Origin of the sequence: Allobosea sp., assembly GCF_030694325.1 — a bacterium.
Classification (GTDB): Bacteria; Pseudomonadota; Alphaproteobacteria; order Rhizobiales; family Beijerinckiaceae; genus Allobosea.
Window position 1 is genome coordinate 1 of sequence record NZ_JAUXYO010000094.1, and the last position, 16,077, is coordinate 16,077.

13 protein-coding genes are annotated in these 16,077 nt (G+C 66.2%); 6 read left to right on the plus strand and 7 right to left on the minus strand.

What is annotated here, in order from left to right:
- Window positions 1-843, plus strand: an 843-nt coding sequence (gene flgA, locus Q8M82_RS05565) for a flagellar basal body P-ring formation chaperone FlgA (protein WP_305690384.1), incomplete at its 5' end; no start/stop codon positions are given.
- A 26-nt stretch (window positions 844-869) separates the two neighbouring features.
- A complete protein-coding gene (gene flgH / locus Q8M82_RS05570) occupies window positions 870-1,652 on the plus strand; it encodes a flagellar basal body L-ring protein FlgH (RefSeq protein ID WP_305690385.1) in 783 nt (260 codons plus the stop codon).
- Window positions 1,653-1,991: 339 nt separating this feature from the next.
- On the opposite strand, the gene Q8M82_RS05575 is transcribed toward flgH, so the two are convergent.
- Complete coding sequence (locus Q8M82_RS05575; RefSeq protein ID WP_305690386.1) at window positions 1,992-6,143, minus strand: Eco57I restriction-modification methylase domain-containing protein; 4,152 nt, start codon at window positions 6,141-6,143, stop codon at window positions 1,992-1,994.
- A 724-nt stretch (window positions 6,144-6,867) separates the two neighbouring features.
- On the opposite strand from Q8M82_RS05575, the gene Q8M82_RS05580 reads away from it, so the two are divergent.
- Complete coding sequence (locus Q8M82_RS05580) at window positions 6,868-7,188, plus strand: hypothetical protein (RefSeq protein ID WP_305690387.1); 321 nt, start codon at window positions 6,868-6,870, stop codon at window positions 7,186-7,188.
- 98 nt (window positions 7,189-7,286) lie between these two features.
- On the opposite strand, the gene Q8M82_RS05585 is transcribed toward Q8M82_RS05580, so the two are convergent.
- Entirely contained in the window at window positions 7,287-8,537 is a 1,251-nt protein-coding gene (locus Q8M82_RS05585; RefSeq protein ID WP_305690388.1) for an alpha/beta hydrolase, read from the minus strand.
- 99 nt (window positions 8,538-8,636) lie between these two features.
- Complete coding sequence (locus tag Q8M82_RS05590; protein WP_305690389.1) at window positions 8,637-9,251, minus strand: pyridoxamine 5'-phosphate oxidase family protein; 615 nt, start codon at window positions 9,249-9,251, stop codon at window positions 8,637-8,639.
- A 120-nt stretch (window positions 9,252-9,371) separates the two neighbouring features.
- On the opposite strand from Q8M82_RS05590, the gene Q8M82_RS05595 reads away from it, so the two are divergent.
- Window positions 9,372-10,274 (plus strand): LysR substrate-binding domain-containing protein, encoded by a 903-nt coding sequence (locus tag Q8M82_RS05595; RefSeq protein ID WP_305690390.1) that lies wholly within the window; start codon window positions 9,372-9,374, stop codon window positions 10,272-10,274.
- A 73-nt stretch (window positions 10,275-10,347) separates the two neighbouring features.
- Here Q8M82_RS05595 and dksA read toward each other — a convergent pair whose 3' ends face one another.
- From dksA to Q8M82_RS05610, 3 genes are all read right to left on the minus strand, one after another.
- On the minus strand, window positions 10,348-10,770 hold the full coding sequence (gene dksA / locus Q8M82_RS05600) for an RNA polymerase-binding protein DksA (protein WP_305690391.1): 423 nt from the start codon (window positions 10,768-10,770) through the stop codon (window positions 10,348-10,350).
- Between the two features lie 194 nt (window positions 10,771-10,964).
- Window positions 10,965-11,966, minus strand: coding sequence for a hypothetical protein (locus Q8M82_RS05605; RefSeq protein WP_305690392.1), 1,002 nt, complete (start codon window positions 11,964-11,966; stop codon window positions 10,965-10,967).
- Window positions 11,967-11,976: 10 nt separating this feature from the next.
- Window positions 11,977-13,350: an MBOAT family O-acyltransferase gene (locus tag Q8M82_RS05610; RefSeq protein WP_305690393.1), complete on the minus strand. Its 1,374-nt coding sequence runs from the start codon at window positions 13,348-13,350 to the stop codon at window positions 11,977-11,979.
- Window positions 13,351-13,733: 383 nt separating this feature from the next.
- On the opposite strand from Q8M82_RS05610, the gene Q8M82_RS05615 reads away from it, so the two are divergent.
- A complete protein-coding gene (locus Q8M82_RS05615) occupies window positions 13,734-14,282 on the plus strand; it encodes a hypothetical protein (RefSeq protein WP_305690394.1) in 549 nt (182 codons plus the stop codon).
- Between the two features lie 7 nt (window positions 14,283-14,289).
- Complete coding sequence (locus Q8M82_RS05620; RefSeq protein WP_305690395.1) at window positions 14,290-15,405, plus strand: helix-turn-helix domain-containing protein; 1,116 nt, start codon at window positions 14,290-14,292, stop codon at window positions 15,403-15,405.
- 139 nt (window positions 15,406-15,544) lie between these two features.
- On the opposite strand, the gene Q8M82_RS05625 is transcribed toward Q8M82_RS05620, so the two are convergent.
- A partial coding sequence (locus Q8M82_RS05625; protein ID WP_305690396.1) for a carboxyl transferase domain-containing protein occupies window positions 15,545-16,077 on the minus strand: 533 nt, incomplete at its 5' end.

Below are 16,077 nucleotides of genomic sequence, written 5' to 3' on the forward strand. Positions count from 1 at the left end.
TCGCAGGAGGCGGCGGCGATCCCCGCCTTCCGGGCGCCGGCGCTGGGCGAGACCGGCACGATCCAGGTCGCGCGCATCGTCGAGGCGGCGCGCGGGGCCGGCATCATCACATCGGCCGCCGAGCTCGAGGGCGCCGGCCAGGCGCAGGTCGTCGTCACCCGCGCGGCACGCCGCGTCATGGCCTCGGACATCGAGGAGGCCGTGAAGACCGGGCTGCAGGAGCGCTACGGCGTCGATGCCCGCGCCTTCGCCCTGACCATCGACGGCGGCGCGCCCTCGATCGCGGTCGAGCCCGAGCTGACCGGCGAGGCGGTCGTGAGCGATCTCGCCTATGATTCCCGCACGCGGCGCCTGCAGGCGCGGGTCTCGGTGCCCGGCAGCATGGCGCTGCGCCTCAAGCCGGTCCGCATCGCCGGCCAGCTCGTCGAGACCGTCGAGGTCGTGGTGCCCCGGCGCGCCGTCGCCCGCGGCGAGACGCTGGGCCAGGCCGACGTCCTGGTCGAGCGCCGCCCGCGCGACGGCCAGATGGCCGACCTGATCGGCGATCCGCGCGCCGCGATCGACAAGGTCGCGACCCGCGCCTTGATGGCCGGCGCCCCGCTGCGCGCCGGCGATCTGCGCCGGGAGGAGATCGTCGCCAAGGGCGACCTCGTCACGCTGGTCTACGAATCCCGCGGGCTGACCATCACCATGCGCGGCCGGGCCGGAGAGGCGGGCGCGATGGGCGACGTCGTCAGCGTCACCAACCCCCAGTCGAAGCGCGTGCTGCACGGCACGGTGAGCGGGCCCGGCCGGATCTCGATCCAGTCCGCCGCCTCCGGCCGCGTCGCCAGCGCGCCCTGATGTCCTCCGGAAACCGGATGAGTGCCATGATCACCCTGTCGAACCCCGCCACCCGCAGCCACGCCCGCGCCGCGGCCCGCCTCGCCGGCCTGCTGCTGCTGGGCGTGTGCCTCAGCGCCTGCGGCGCCGCCGACCGGCTCGCCAATGTCGGGGCCGCACCCGCGCTCTCGCCGATCGAGGACCCGACGGCGAGCAAGGGCTACAAGCCCGTGCAGATGCCGATGCCGGCGATGGAGCACGCCTCCTACGCGCCGAACTCGCTCTGGCGCACCGGCTCGCGCGCCTTCTTCAAGGACCAGCGGGCGCGGCTCGTCGGCGATCTCGTCACCGTCAAGGTCAAGGTCACAGACAAGGCGCAGCTCAACAACACGACCAAGCGCAGCCGCAAGAACGGCGAGGATGTGGGCGCCGACAACGCCTTCGGCTTCGAGAACAAGCTCGACAAGTTCCTGCCGGACGGCGCCAGCGCCGGCTCGCTTTTGAAACTCGACTCCGCCGCCTCGAGCGAGGGCGCGGGCTCGGTCAACCGCTCCGAGACGCTGGCGACGAACGTCGCCGCCGTCGTTACCCAGACCCTGCCCAACGGCAACCTCGTGATCGAGGGCAAGCAGGAGATCCGGGTGAATTTCGAGGTGCGCGAGCTGATCGTCGCCGGCGTGATCCGGCCCGAGGACATCGAGAGCGACAACACCATCGAGTCGACCAAGATCGCCCAGGCCCGCATCGCCTATGGCGGCCGCGGCCAGATCACCGACGTCCAGCAGCCGCGCTACGGCCAGCAGGTGATGGACATCCTGCTGCCGTTCTGACCCTCACACAGACACGACGTCATCCTGGGCGGCCGCAGGCCGTCCCGGGATCCATCGAAGGGCGCGGCGGCGCCCGATGATGGATCCCGGCCGGCGCCGCTTCGCGGCTTGCCCAGGATGACGGCGCGTTTCCCAAGTCCCTTCACGAAGGATCTCAGCCCCCACACGTCCCCCATCCCGGCCGGCGCGGAACGCTCCCCGCAATTCCCCGCGCCAGCCGGAAGGCGGTCTCTCCCGAGCCGCCACCCCACCGGCCGCAAAGCCACGCTCCCCGGCCTTCAGGGCGAGCGGCCGACAGAAAACCCCGCCTTCTCCCGAGGCGGGGTTTTTTGTGGGGCGTTACGGCCGGAAGGGCATGCGCGGTGGCGCGGTCCGCCACATCAGCTCCACCTCCTCGGGCGTCAGCCCATAGGCGGCGTTGACGAGGTCGGAGAGCCGGCGTTCCAAAACCAGCGCCTCGTCGGCGGCGCGGCGGGCGGGCTCGACCGTCTCGCGGTGCTCGTCCTTCAGGCGCTGGATGTCGGCGGCGGTGAGCCGGCGCGCCTTAGGCAGGGCCTTGCGCACGGCGGCCGCGAAGCCGTCGGCATCGAGCCGGTGGGGCTGGGCGAGCGCCGCGCCAGGCTTGTCGAGGCCGAACTCGTGATGGAGCCAATCGTGTATGGTGCGATTAGCAGCAGATACGACGCGGGTTGCGGCAATGACTTCATCCACGTCAATTTGGGCAGCCTGCCGATACGCGTCATCACCAGGCGCGATCGGTAAAGCTTCCATCCTGAACGACATGGGGCTTAACGCCTCGTCTTTCATATGGGGTAGGAAACGCCAATTGTGCCACCACATGAGCGGTGAATTTAGTATTGAAAGTAAAAAATGACAATCTGAAGTAATAATGAAAGTTTTGTTATTACTAAGTTCGCTCGATTGATTGAAAGCGTAGCATGGATAAAATTGAATCTCTTGATAGATAATACCGGTTCTGCCATAAGCTGCCGGATTTGCAGCGGTTTGTGGTTCCCACCAGAATTTACCTCGACTTTCGCGGCCTCTAAGCCCAGATTCAAACCTTTTAAGGTGACGATAAATTGCCGGGAAAGAATCTTTAAATATTATTTCGCCGTCGCCCTCCGATTTGGATGACCAAGGCCACATGTTTTCGCCGCGAGACGCGAGCGCGATCAATTGAAGAGATGGAGGATCATTCAACCAGCGCTGAAGATCTTGTCCTCTCCGGAATGGTTGAATAACATTAGCACTGTTTGGGTCTTCTCTCAGGAGATTATCGGCTGTTGCATTGTCTACTACAAAGGCCTCGTTCAGGCCGGTCTTAATACCATTGATCGGCGCGCGGCCCGCATACTCCGCCAGCGGCACGCCGTTTCGCCGGATCTTGTCGAGCAGATCCATCACCGGCTTGGGCTCCAGCACCCAGGGCTCCCGGGTGAACAAGGTGCGCGGCAGCGGGAAGGTCGCCTCCGCCACGGCCCCGGCCAGCCCCTTCCGCGGCACGCTGTCGCGCGGAATGACGCAGATTGCGGCTTCCTCCGGCGGGGCCTCGTCGCGGGTCGGCTTGCGGACCGTCACAACGCTGGGGAAGACGTCGGCATCCGGGAAGAAATGCTTGGCGTGGCCGAAATCGGCGATGAATTCGAGCCAGCCCACCCCGGCGAAGACAGCGCGCAGCTCTTCCGCATAGCCGGCTTTCAGCCATTTGTTGGTGACGACATAGGCCATGCGTCCGCCGGGCTTCAGCAGCTTCAGCCCCTGCTCGTAGAAATAGACATACAGGTCAGCCATGCCGTCGAAGGCGGCGTAGGACCCCTTGAGGACGCGCTTGATCTCGGCGCCGAGCAGCTCTTGCCGGACATAGGGTGGGTTGCCGATGACGGCGTCGAAGCCGCCGACCGGCTCGGCCGAGGCCAGATTGCGCCAGACATTGGGAAAGCCGATCTCCCAATGGAAGAAGTCGTGGCGCCTGCCGAGCGCGCGGGCTTCCTCGACCAGCCCATCGGCTGTCACGCGGCGGCGATCGTCGACGCTGATGCCGGGAAACAGGCTGGACTGCTCGGGCTGGTCCGGCGGCAGGAGGGCGAGCTGCTGCTTGAGTTCGGGGGTGGCAATACGCGCCGCACCCGAGGCGATCCGGATCGGGTCGCCGAAGGTGCCCTCCAGCACGAGCTGGAACGCCGCCGCGCGCTCGAAGGCGACGAGATCACGCCGGGCCTTCTCCTGCTGCTTCTCCGGCTTGCCGGCGAGCTTGCGGAAATCGGGGGCGGATTTGGGCGCCGCCTCGAAGACGCCCAGCATCCGCTCGGCCGTCAAAAGCGAGAACAGCTCTGCGATCGGCGCCGTGACCTCGCCCACGGTGCCGAACTTGGTCTTGGACGCCGTCACCTCGGCGATGTCGTTGTCGGTCGTCTCCTCGATCTCGGCCATCAGCCCGGCGACCTGCTCGACCCGTGCGATCTGGCTGAGATTGAAGAGAGCGCCGCGCTGCTGCAGCGCGTCCACCGTCGGGCGCACCCAGGCCCCGACCACGCTGTCGCCGGCGCGCAGATGGTGGTCCAGGAAGGAGAGGGGGGCGCCGACGGTGAAGGAATGCAGCCAGAGGGCGACCTTGGCGAGTTCCACCGCCATCGGGTTCTTGTCGACGCCATAGACGACGCGCTTCAGCACCATGCGTCGCACGATGTGGCGGTCGTCGAGCTGCCCTTCTGCGATTGCCCAGTTGCGCGCCCGCGCCTCGCCGACAATCTTGGTTCTGACGGCGGCGACGCGGGCGGCCAGCGGGGAGATGTAGTCGCCCCAAGGGACCAGCGTGGCGGCTTCCTCCTGCGCATCGAGCACGGCATCGGCCACCCAATCGACGAGGCTGACGAGGAAATGCCCCGAGCCCATCGCCGGGTCGCAGACCTTGAGCGTCAGGATCGCGCTCGCGGGATCGATTTCCGCCAGTTCGGCCAGCCGGTCGGCGACGGGGCGCCGATCCGTCGCGAGCGCGAGCGCCGCCGCGCGGAAAGCGTCCAGCTTCGCCGCCACCGCCGGTCCGACCGCCTTGTCGATGATCAATCCGACGAGTTCTTCGGGGGTATAATAGCTGCCGGAGGTGTGGCGTGCATCGTCGTCGGCGTCGATCTCGACGCGGCCCTCGGCGCTGACCCTGAGCCCGTGTTCGAGGATGCTCTCATAGACGGCGCCAAGCTGCTGGACTGAGAGGTCGCGATAATTGATGTAACGCGGGCCGCGCCCGTCGCCGGCATCGGCCTCATGGCTCAAGCCGAACACCATCCGCGCCACGATGTCGTCGGTCAGTTGCAAGCGGCCGAGGATGGGCGCGGTGGCGGGGTCAAACAGGCCGCCATTATAGGGCGGGATGCCAAGTTCGTCGTTGCCCTCGGCGATCGCCGTAAAGATCGTGATGAGCCGCGACCAGAGCAGGCAAATGCCCTTCGGATAACGGTCCGGCCCCTTCTCGGCGATCTCCTGTCTCAGCTTCGTCAGGCAGTAGGGAGCGTAGGCCCCGCGCTCGTCGGGCAAGAGGTTGCGATCCTCCGCGTAGAGCACGAAAAGCAGCCGGTAGAGCAGGATCAGCGCGCCCTGCCTGACTTCGTCGAGATAGGCCGGGCCGAGCACGGATGGGCGCTGCGGATCGCGCGTTGCCAGCGCGTTCGCCAGTTCCGGCAGGATTTCGTCGAAGACCTTCCCCGAGAGCGTATCCCGGACCTTTTCCTCCCAGCGTTTGCCCTCGCGAAGGGCCAGCTGGTGAAAGGTCTCGCCCTGATCGCCGGCAAGAAAGGCCGTGCGACCGAACAGCAGGCAGAAGAGTTTCAGGACATGCCGGCGCCAGGCTGCGTCATCCCCGAAAATCTCCGGGCGCCTGTCGAACAGGCCGGGTGATTCGATGCCTTCGATCTCGACGACGCGGCCAAGATCGATCTCCAGAAAATCCTCCGCGATCGACGTCGCGCCATGGAAATAGAGCCGCCAGAGCCGGCCATTGGTCAGGATGCCCCAGCGCAGCCTGCCCTTCGTGCGTTCCTCGATGCGTCGGAGATAACGCAGCATCTGCGAGGATGGCGTGCCTTCCTCGCCCTTGCGCCCACGCTCCTCGCGGTCGAGCGGCCGGCCCCAGCGCTTGGCCTCGACGATCGCGAGCCCATGCTGGAACCGCTGCCAGGGATCGAGAGCACCGGCGCGCGCCTTGGCCGACACATCCGGGTACAGCAGCGCGTCGGGAACATCGAGGCGCGCCTTTACGGAGGCATTGGGTTGCACCTCGCGCTCCGCCCAGCCGAGATGTTCAAGGATGGGATAGACGAGGTCGTCCTCGGTCTGCGCTTCGTTGGTGCTCTTGCGCGCGGCGATCTTCGACAGAAGGGTCTTCAGGCAGTCTTCGAGCTGATCGACCGTGACATCTTCGAGCGAAATCCAGTCGGCCGTATCGCGGATGCCTTCGAGCAGAAAGTCGCGTGTGAAGAGCCGCCCCTCGATCAATTCAATGCCCCAGCAACGAAAGTCATTCTGCCGACATCAACCAACCTGGAAGCGGGCTGAGGGATGCTAGCATAGAGGTCTTCCGGTCGCACCACGCGGCGGGACAGTGAGACGCTAAGGGCGACGCTTATCCCCGGTTCCCCCCAACACCCCTATCCTGACACCACCTCATCCCCGAGGGGCAGCCATCCGGAGGTGTGCCGTTGGTGGGGGTGGGTGCGGCGCCTGCGGGTGGAGTCACGATCCACTCCCGGGAGGCTTCGGGGCACCGCCCTGGGGGTACTACGGCCCCTGTGCGAGGAGCTCGCTGGAACGGTGGTTGGCATCACGCCTTCGTCCCATGCCTGACGGCGCGACAACCCGATGAGGGGAACTGGCGTCCAGGGCTCGCGGCGAAGGATAGCCTTCGACCCGATAAGCGCGGCCCGAGGTCCGAAATCGCCGGCAAGCGGAGCGCCACGGGGCGTGCGGATGGTGGCTCAATCCATCCGCGCCGCATCCTGGCTCAACGGATGCGGCTTGTTACCCCACGCGCCTCGCGGCGCTCCGCTGCCCCTCGTTGTTGACGCCGGCGTGCGGAGCGCTGGCGGGGATTTGGCGCGGCCGGAGCGGCGTTTCGTTCGGGAGGGGGCGGAAAGGTCGCAGGGGGCACAGGGCGTTTTCGGGGAACCCTCCGCGGTGCCTGCCGTTGGTTCGGGGACACCGCAACAACGGAGAAAAATCCATGAGTCTGAAGACTTTGACGCTCGCCGGCGCTCTCGCCCTGGCCCCGATGGTCGCCACCGCGCAGTCGACGCAGCCGCCCGTCAACTCGCCCACCAACAACCGCCCGACCACCGCCGCCCCCGTGCCCGTGCCGGGCGACGCCACCGTGGCGCCGACCCCCCAGCCGGGCGTGACCGCCAATCCCGCCGGCGGCGGCGTGCTGGGCGCGCCCTCCAACCCGCCGATGGCGCCTTCGGGCACGATGCCCTCGACGCCTCCGACCGGCACCGCCCCGAACCCGGCCGGTGGCGGCTCGACCAGCGTCCCGGCCAAGCCGTAAGCGGTCGGCCGTCAGGTCTCTGCACGGCTTTCGCGGCCTCGCCTCCGGGCGGGGCCGCTTCCTGTCAGGTGGAGGGGGCGCCGCGCCTGCTGCGGGGCTCATTCGCTGGTGGCGTGCTCGCCGACGTCGCGCAGGGCCTGGCCGACGGCATCCGTCTTGTCGGCGAAGTTGCGGCGGGTGTGGGGATCGACGACCGCGACCGGCGCCGCGATCGCCAGCCCCGCGACGGAGCCGACCGCAGCCGCGGTGCCGGCGGTGACCTGCATCACCTTCTCGCCCAGCCCGATCCGGGTGTCGGTGATCGGCTGGCCCTCGATCAGGCGGGAGCCGATCAGCTTCACCACCTCGGGGCTCTCGGCGAATTTGCCGTGGTTCAGGCGGTCGCCCGAGCGTAGCGAGGTCAGGTTGAGGACGGTGATGCCGGCCTTTTCGAGCTGGCTGCGATAGGGTTCGCTGTCGGGATCGATCGCGCCGAGGCGCGCCGTGCTGCCCCAGACCCGGCGCGAGACGGCCAGCGCCCGGTCGTCCAGCGAGACGAAGAGGGTGAATTTCGGGCGGCGGCCTTCCATGTCGGCGATCTGGCTGCGGAAGACGTCGACATCGACGTCGGGCGCGGCGAGCATGACATTGGCGATCTTGGGCGAGATCGTGCCGTTGCGGATCGACATCTCACGCAGCGCCTCCAGCGTCACCCAGTTGCCCATCGAATGGGCGAGCACCGAGACCTCGCCCACGGCGGGATCGCGCGCCAGCGCCTGGAACAGGTTCTCCAGCGCACGGCGGGAATAGTTGCCGCTCTCGCGGTCGTAGCCATAGGCGAAGACCGAGCCGCGCGAGGGCCAGGTGAACAGGATCGGCACGACCTGCGCCTTCGAATCGTGGACGATCTGGGCGAAGCGGTAGACGGCGTCCTCGAAGCGGTTGTTGAAGCCGTGGATGAAGACCAGGACGCGGCGCTTGGGCACCTTCTTCACCGCCGTGTTGAAGCGGGCGACGACGCCTTTCTGGTCGAGCTTCTCGACCTTGAGCGTGACGAAATCGGTCTGCGGATCACCGGGCAGGGCCTTGGGCCACTGCACCTCGCCGACCTTGCGGCGGCCCTCGGCGGGCAGGGAGACGGTGATCTCGGCGAAATTCGGCGTGCCGCGCTCGCCGGAGAAGAGCAGCCCGGCATCGGGGTCGGGCGCGCGGGTGGTGGCGACCAGCATGGTGACGCGGCTGGCCTCGGCGGAGGGGTTGATCACCGGCACCAGCACGCCGCGGACATCGCCGGCACAGCCGGCGAGTGCCGTGGCCAGGAGGGCCGCGAGCAGACCGGCGCGCGATGGCCGCATGATCCGACGCAACATGACGCTTTTCCCCCGCCGGCCGGCGGCCGCAGCCGCCGGTTCTCCAGTCTTCCCCAAGGGCAGCATAGACCAGTGCGGGCGCGGGGCGCCAGCGCCGGGTCAGGCCTCGGCGCGGACCCTGGCCAGCTCGGCCTCGAGGGCGAGGATCCGCCGGTCGCGTTCGGCCAGCGCCGCCGCGACGTCCTTGGCGGCGATCAGCTGCGGGATGTGCTGGGGGCAGTTGGCGTCCCAGGCCGCGATGTCGAACAGGATCGCCTGCTCGGGCGTGCCGGCATGGCCGTCGGGCCTCAGCGCCTCGATCAGCGCCGGATCGTCCTCGACGACGCGGGCCGTGCCCCAGATCTTGATGCGCTGCCGGCGGGCGTAATCGATCAGGAAGAGATGGGCCTTGGGGTTCTCGGAGAGATTGCCGAGGCTGACATATTGCCGGTTGCCGCGGAAATCGGCGAAGCCCAGCGTGCGCTCGTCGATCACGCGCAGAAAACCGGCCGCGCCGCCGCGGTGCTGGATATAGGGCTGCCCGTCGGCGCTGGCGGTGGCCAGGAAGAAGCTGTCGCGCTCGGCAAGGAAGGCGGCGAGCTGTGGTGTCACCGTCGTCTCCCAGCCGCCGTTCTCCTCCATCCTGCGGTAGCCGCCCCGTGATCCCTTGCGCTGCTGCAGCGCCTTCACCGCCGGGGTGAAGGCGATGTCACTGGATGGGCTCCTGTCGGTCATGGTTCTGACTCCCCCGGGCGAGCCGGTGTGGCCCGCCGCGGCCCTGAAGATGACAATAATGGTGGCGTACGATAATCCGTCCGATCGACAGTTCATTGTTGCGCAGATGGGAGCAATGCCGTGGACCGCTTCGCGACCCTGCAGGCCTTCGTGAAGGTGGCCGAGGCGAAGGGCTTCGCCGCGGCGGCCCGCCCTCTTGCGCTCTCGCCCTCGGCCGTGACGCGGCTGGTTGCGGCGCTGGAGGAGCGGCTAGGCACCCGCCTGCTGCAGCGCACGACGCGCTCGGTCACGCTGACGGACGAGGGCGAGCGCTATCTGCCCCTGGCCCGGCGCATCCTGGCGGATCTCGACGAGGCCGACGCCTCCCTGCAGGCGGCGCGCGTGGCGCCGTCCGGCCGGCTGGTGGTGGCAGCGCCGCTCGCCTTCGGGCGCTTCCATGTCGGGCCGCTGCTCTCGGCCTATCTGTCGCGCTACCCGGCTGTGCAGGGTGAATTGCGGCTGGGCGACCGCCTCGTCAACCTGGTGGAGGACGGGGTCGACCTCGCCATCCGCATCGGCCATCTCGGCGATTCGGCGCTCCGGTCACGCCGCCTCGGCGAGACCCGGCGGGTCCTGGTGGCGGCGCCTGCCTATCTGGAGCGGCATGGCTCGCCGCTTTCGCCAGCCGCCATCGCCGGCCATCGCTGCATCCATTTCTCCGGCTTCAACGCGGCGCATGAGTGGGTGTTCGAGCGGGACGGGCGGCGGCAGAGGGTCGGCTTCACGCCGAGCTTCGTCACCAACGCGGCCGAGAGCGCCGTCCAGCACGCGATCGACGGCGGCGGGATGACGCTGGTGCTGGCCTATCAGGCGGCCGACGCCATCCGCCGCGGCGCGTTGACGATCCTCCTGCCGGAGCATGAGCGGCCGCCTTCGCCGATCCAGATCGTCTATCCGACGCAGCGCCTGCTCTCGGCCAAGGTCCGGGCCTTCGTCGACATGGCGGTGGCCGAGACCCGGTGGTCCTTCACCGAACTCGGCTAGCGCGCGGCCGGTCAGCAAAAAGCCCCGCTCCCAAGGGGCGGGGCTCGGTCGCAGGCGCCCGCCGGCGGCTACGTCAATCGTCGCGGAAGACGCGCTCGTTGCGCTCGTGGCGCTCCTGGGCTTCGAGCGACAGCGTCGCGATCGGCCGGGCCTCGAGGCGCTTGAGCGAGATCGGCTCGCCCGTTTCCTCGCAATAGCCATAGGTGTTGTCGTCGATGCGGGCGATGGCGGCTTCGATCTTGGCGATCAGCTTGCGCTGGCGGTCGCGGGCGCGAAGCTCGATTGCGCGGTCGGTTTCGGAGGAGGCCCTGTCGGCGATGTCGGGGTGGTTCTCGCTCTCGCTCTGCAGCGTCACCAGGGTCTCGCGGGCCTCCTTCAGAATCTCTTCCTTCCAGGCCAGCAGCTTGCCCCGGAAATACTCGCGCTGCCGGTCGTTCATGAACGGTTCGTCGTCGCTGGGCTTGTAGTCCGCGTCGAGGATGATCTGCTTCGACATAGGCGCACTCTCTGGTTGTCGTCCCCCGGCGCCCACCGACCTTGCCGTGGGAGGGCCGCCGATTTGGCGCCCTTATAGCGATGCCGGGGGGCGCTCACAATCGGATTGCAGGGCTCCGAGCGCTTCTTCACGGGGCCGTGTTTTGCACGGTGGAACAGGCGTTTGCGCGCGTTGTGCCGGTGATCGGGGCCGCATCAGCGCATCGCCTTCAACGCCGCGGCGATCTCGGCCTCGACCAGCCGGGCGAGCGGCTGGCGGTAATGCGAGCGGTCGAAGAACTGATTCGGATCGTGCAGTTCGGGGCGGTCGCGGCGTCCGTCGATCAGGGCGGTGAGCGGACGGCGCGCCGCGAGCCCGGCGAAGGCGCCGCGGCAGCCGGCCTCGGCGGCGGCCTCCGTGCTGCCCGGCACCGGCAGCAGGCTGCGATAGACGGGCGGGCGCACGAGAATCAAAGGCGTGCCGGGCGCCGCCTGCATCAGCGTTTCGAGTGCCTGCACGGCCGGCCACGGGCCGCTCGCATTGCCGCCGCCGCCCGGACCTGGCCGCTCCAGTTCAGCGCGCTTGGCCGGGTCGCGGTAAAAGCCCATGCCGATGGAATACCGCACGTAATCCCAGTACCCGTCGGGCCGCGCGCGTTCGCCGCGGCCGGGCAGGAGATAGACGATGCGGCGCTGGAACTCCTCCAGCACGTCGAAGCGCAGCAGGCCGACGAGATATTCGGCGCGGTCGCGGCTGTAGAGCCAGAAGGGGAAGGGCTTCGCGTTGGGCATCGCCGGATCTGCCGTGCACCAGAGATCATCGATGCCGACGACGACGGCGCGCGCCGGCTCGCGGCGGTGGCGCAGATACCAGTCGATCAGGACCAGACCTTCCTTGGGGCCCGAGGCCGGTGCGATCAGCGAGACGAAGGGGATCCCGGTCTGCGCCTGCAGCCGCTCGGGCGAAAGCAGCTGGACATGGGAGTTGCCGAAGATCGCGCCCTGGAAGGCGGGGTCGCGGCCGCGGCTGGCGGCGGCGGTGCGCGGCCCCTGCGGACGTACGCCCTCGCGCAGCGAGAGTGGGGTGTTGCCGGTGCCATAGGGGTCGATCAGCCAAGCCAGCGCCAGCGTGCCGAGCAGCGCCACCAGCGCTGTGGCGGCAAAGGCGCGCGCGAAACCGGCCCAGCGGGCTTCGCTCGCCGCTGTGCCGGCCGGCACGGCTGCCGCGTCAGAACTGGAAGTAGATGAACTCATAATTGGCGTCTTCGCCGATCTTGAACAGGATGAGGACGAACAGCACGGCGGCCGCCACAGCGAGCCAGCGCGACGGCGCAAGCCGGTGCACCAGCGCCCAGGCGGTCGGCCCGATGATCGCGAAGGCGGCGGCCGGAACGAGGGCCCGCCATTTGAAGCCGGTGCCGAGCGGGGCGAAGCCGAAGAGCCCCTTGTAGATCGTCATCGCCGCCTCGAAGCTGGTAGCGCGGAACAGCACCCAGCACAGGGCGACGAACAGGAAGGTCAGAAGCCAGCCGAGCAGCGGCGGCATCGGCCAGCCGGCGCGGCGCCAGAACAGCGCGACGATCAAGGCGAGGCCATGCGCCGCCCCCCAGGCGACGAAGGTCAGCCCCGCGCCGTGCCAGAGCCCGCCCAGCGCCATGGTCGCAAACAGCGCCCAGACCTGGCGGGGCAGGCCGTGCCGCGAGCCGCCGAGCCCGATGTAGAGATAGTCGCGCAGGAAGCGCGACAGCGTCATGTGCCAGCGGCGCCAGAAATCCTGGATGCTGGTCGAGCGATAGGGCGTCTCGAAGTTCGGTGGCAGCACGATGCCCAGCAGCAGGGCCAGCCCCAGCGCCATGTCGGTGTAGCCGGAGAAGTCGAAATAGATCTGGAAGGTGAAGGCCAGCGTCGCCTGCCAGGCTTCCGCCACGGTCACGACCTGACCCGCCGCGGCCGCGGCGAAGACCGGATTGGCGTATTCGGCCAGCGGATCGCCGATCAGCACCTTCTTGGCGAGGCCGGCGGTGAGCAGCAGAAGGCCCCGGCCGAAGCGTTCGGCGGCGTCGGGCCGGTGATAGGGGCGCTCGTCGAACTGGTGCATGATCTCGCGCCAGCGCACCAGCGGCCCCGCCAGCACCTGCGGGAAGAAGGCGATGTAGAGCCCGTAGCGGACGAGATCGTAGCGCGGCGCCTGGCCGCGGCGCAGATCGGTCAGGTACATGACGTGGTGGAAGGTGAAGAAAGAGATGCCGAGCGGCAAAGCGAGATCGAGCTTCGGCGCCGGCAGACCCGGAATCATCGCAGCGAGATCGCCGAAGAAGTTGAAGTATTTGAACAGCGCCAGCACGAGCAGGTTGGCGACGATGGCGGCCGTGATCAGTGCGCCCGAGCGCGTCTTCTGGAAGCCTTCTGCGACCAGCCAGTTGACCAGGATCGAGGCCATCAGCAGCGGCAGGAAGCGCCAGTCCCAATAGGCGTAGAATGCCAGCGACAGCACCAGCAGCAGCGGCAACCGCCCAACCGGTGCGTAACGCTCGACCAGCCAGTGCAGACCGAGCGCCAGCGGCAGGAAGGCGAGGAGGAAGGCGAAGGAGTTGAAGAGCATCGGGCCGGGCGCAAGGAGGGACGCGCCCGGTTAACCGATTATGAAGTGGCTGTCATGTCCGGGGGGGGCGGACGATCTTTCAGTCTGAAATCTTGCGCCGTTGACGCGCCAGTCGCCTCCCCGGCTCCCTTCCTATGTGCTTAATGCAGATCGCGACGGGCTCGATTGAGGACAGTATGCCCGGCGACGGCAAGGACAAGGCCGCTCAAGCGCTCGGGGCGAAGGGCAGCCGCATGCGCGCCGAGAGGATGAGCCCTGAGCGGCGCGCCGAGGTTGGGCGGCAGCGGCTAGGCGCTGGACTAAGGAATAATCTGTGGAATATTTTTCTTCATTTTTGTCGCGACGTCTGATAGGTTGATTCCCATCGACATGAGGGGCTGCGGATGGAAACCGACATCGACGTGTTGTTGCCGCGCATCGAGCCTTATCTGGACGTGTTTGACGGCGTGTTGCGGCGCGGGCATGCGGTCTACGAAAGCTATCCGCCGGAGGTAGCAATTGACCATGACGCGAGCACCCAAGCCCACTGCACCTATCGCCACATCTTGAAGGAAGCCCACCTCGCCCTCGATGCGCTGCCTCACGTCGAGCACATGGACATCCGAGGTCAGAATGTCTGGTTGTTTAAGGACGCCAACGTTGTGCTTCGTTTGAAGAAGACCGACGAAAACGGAGCGTCGAGCAATTATCCGACCCCTCAGGCGCTGGCATTTGATGTGGGCGAAGAACTCCCAGGGCTGCCGGCAGCGCCGACGAGGTTGACCGTTGGCTACCTGCTCGACGAAACGGGGATGGGCTTCAAACGCTCTCAAGTCTCCCTACCCACGCGGCGCGGGGCGTTATGGTGCGCTGCAATCATTCCTGCTGACATGCGGGCCGCTGAAGACCGCGCTTGGTACGAAGTCACCAAGCAGTCCCGTTTCCGCCTGTAGAAAACTGATGAAGCAGATCGAGACTTTCAACCGCCACATGATGGCGGTCGCCCGCGATTCGAGAGGGTGGACTCAGTCCCACCTCGCGGAACGAATGGACATCGCGCAGGGCACTATCTCAAAGGTGGAGGCCGGCTTGATGGCGGTTCCGTCCGATTTTATCGGCAAACTCGCCGAAACGCTTGGTTACGAGCCTGATTTGTTTTTTGAGACCGGTCGACCGTATGGGATGCCGCCGTTCCATTATCGCAGGCGCAAAAAGCTCGGTCAAAAGCCCTTGGATAAAATGATCGCCGAGATGAATATCCGGCGCATCCAGCTCAATATTCTTCTTAAGTCAGCCAAGACAAGTAACAGCTTTATTCCAGAGGTTGATCGGGACGAATATCAAGGCTCTAACGGTCGACATTTCAACGTTGAAGATGTTGCAAGACAGCTTCGCGAAAGCTGGCTCATACCGGATGGGCCGATTGAGAACGTGACCGATCTCATCGAAGATCACGGTGGCGTTGTGATCCCTTGCAATTTCGATAGCGATCTTATTGACGCCGTCAGCCAGCGGATTGACGGGCTTCCTGTCCTGTTTTTTGTTAACATGAATGCTCCAAGCGACAGGATCAGGCATACCTTGTGCCATGAACTTGGGCATATGATTTTGCATACTACGACGTTCTTAGACGATGATACTATGGAGCAGGAGGCCGACCATTTTGCGGGTGCATTTTTACTCCCTCCGCGCGCGGTTGGGGCTCAATTAGCAAGATTCGATTTCCGCCAAGTAGTAAATATGAAGAAATATTGGAAATCATCAATGTCCGCTATCGTTATGCGCGCAGATAGATTGAATATGATTACGCCATACCAAAAGAAAATGTTTTTTATACAAATGAACAAACTTGGATATCGTAGATCAGAGCCGTATGAGCCTCCCAAAGAGTACCCGAAAAAGATTCGAAAACTTATCGATCATCATCTCAATGTCTTGGGTTATTCGAGGAGCGAGCTGGCAAAAGCTTTGCATTTGGGCGAGGCTGAGTTCGACCGGATGTATGGCCCGCATATGGTTGGCGGCGGCACTGGCGGCGGCACAAGGCAGGGCCCTTCGCTTCGCGTAGTGAAATAAAGTGGATGCCTGATGCCGAGCATGAAAGTTCATTTCATGCTCGGCATGAACAAGCTATCTGTTGCGCAGTTTGTCCCCCGACGAACCCTAACTGAATTTCCAACTGCGACCATACTGAGTAGCGCGATCCAAGGCGCCCTCACAACGGGATGTTGTCGTGCTTGCGCCAGGGCCGCTCGACGCTCTTGGTCCTGAGCATGGCGAGGGCACGGGCGATGCGGCGGCGGGTCGAATGCGGCATGATGACCTCGTCGACATAGCCGCGCTCGGCGGCGACGAAGGGGGACATGAAGCGGTCCTCGTATTCCTTGGTCTGGCGCGCGATGGTCTCGGCGTCGCCGCCGCGGAAGATGATCTCGACCGCGCCCTTGGCGCCCATCACCGCGATCTGTGCGGTCGGCCAGGCGTAGTTGACGTCGGCGCCGATATGCTTGGAGGCCATCACGTCATAGGCGCCGCCGAACGCCTTGCGGGTGATCACGGTGACCAGCGGCACGGTGCATTCGCTGTAGGCGTAGAGCAGCTTGGCGCCGTGTTTGATGATGCCGCCGAACTCCTGGCTGGTGCCGGGCATGAAACCGGGCACGTCGACAAAGGTGATGACCGGGATATTGAAGGCATCACAAAAGCGCACAAACCGCGCGGCCTTGATGCTGCTCTTGATGTCCAGGC

Coding starts and splice junctions, on each gene's coding strand:
- flgH (WP_305690385.1), top strand. CDS start 870: ATGATCACCCTGTCGAACCCCGCCACCCGCAGCCACGCCCGCGCCGCG.
- Q8M82_RS05580 (WP_305690387.1), top strand. CDS start 6,868: ATGAGTCTGAAGACTTTGACGCTCGCCGGCGCTCTCGCCCTGGCCCCG.
- Q8M82_RS05585 (WP_305690388.1), bottom strand. CDS start 8,537: ATGTTGCGTCGGATCATGCGGCCATCGCGCGCCGGTCTGCTCGCGGCC.
- Q8M82_RS05590 (WP_305690389.1), bottom strand. CDS start 9,251: ATGACCGACAGGAGCCCATCCAGTGACATCGCCTTCACCCCGGCGGTG.
- dksA (WP_305690391.1), bottom strand. CDS start 10,770: ATGTCGAAGCAGATCATCCTCGACGCGGACTACAAGCCCAGCGACGAC.
- Q8M82_RS05610 (WP_305690393.1), bottom strand. CDS start 13,350: ATGCTCTTCAACTCCTTCGCCTTCCTCCTCGCCTTCCTGCCGCTGGCG.
- Q8M82_RS05615 (WP_305690394.1), top strand. CDS start 13,734: ATGGAAACCGACATCGACGTGTTGTTGCCGCGCATCGAGCCTTATCTG.
- Q8M82_RS05620 (WP_305690395.1), top strand. CDS start 14,290: ATGAAGCAGATCGAGACTTTCAACCGCCACATGATGGCGGTCGCCCGC.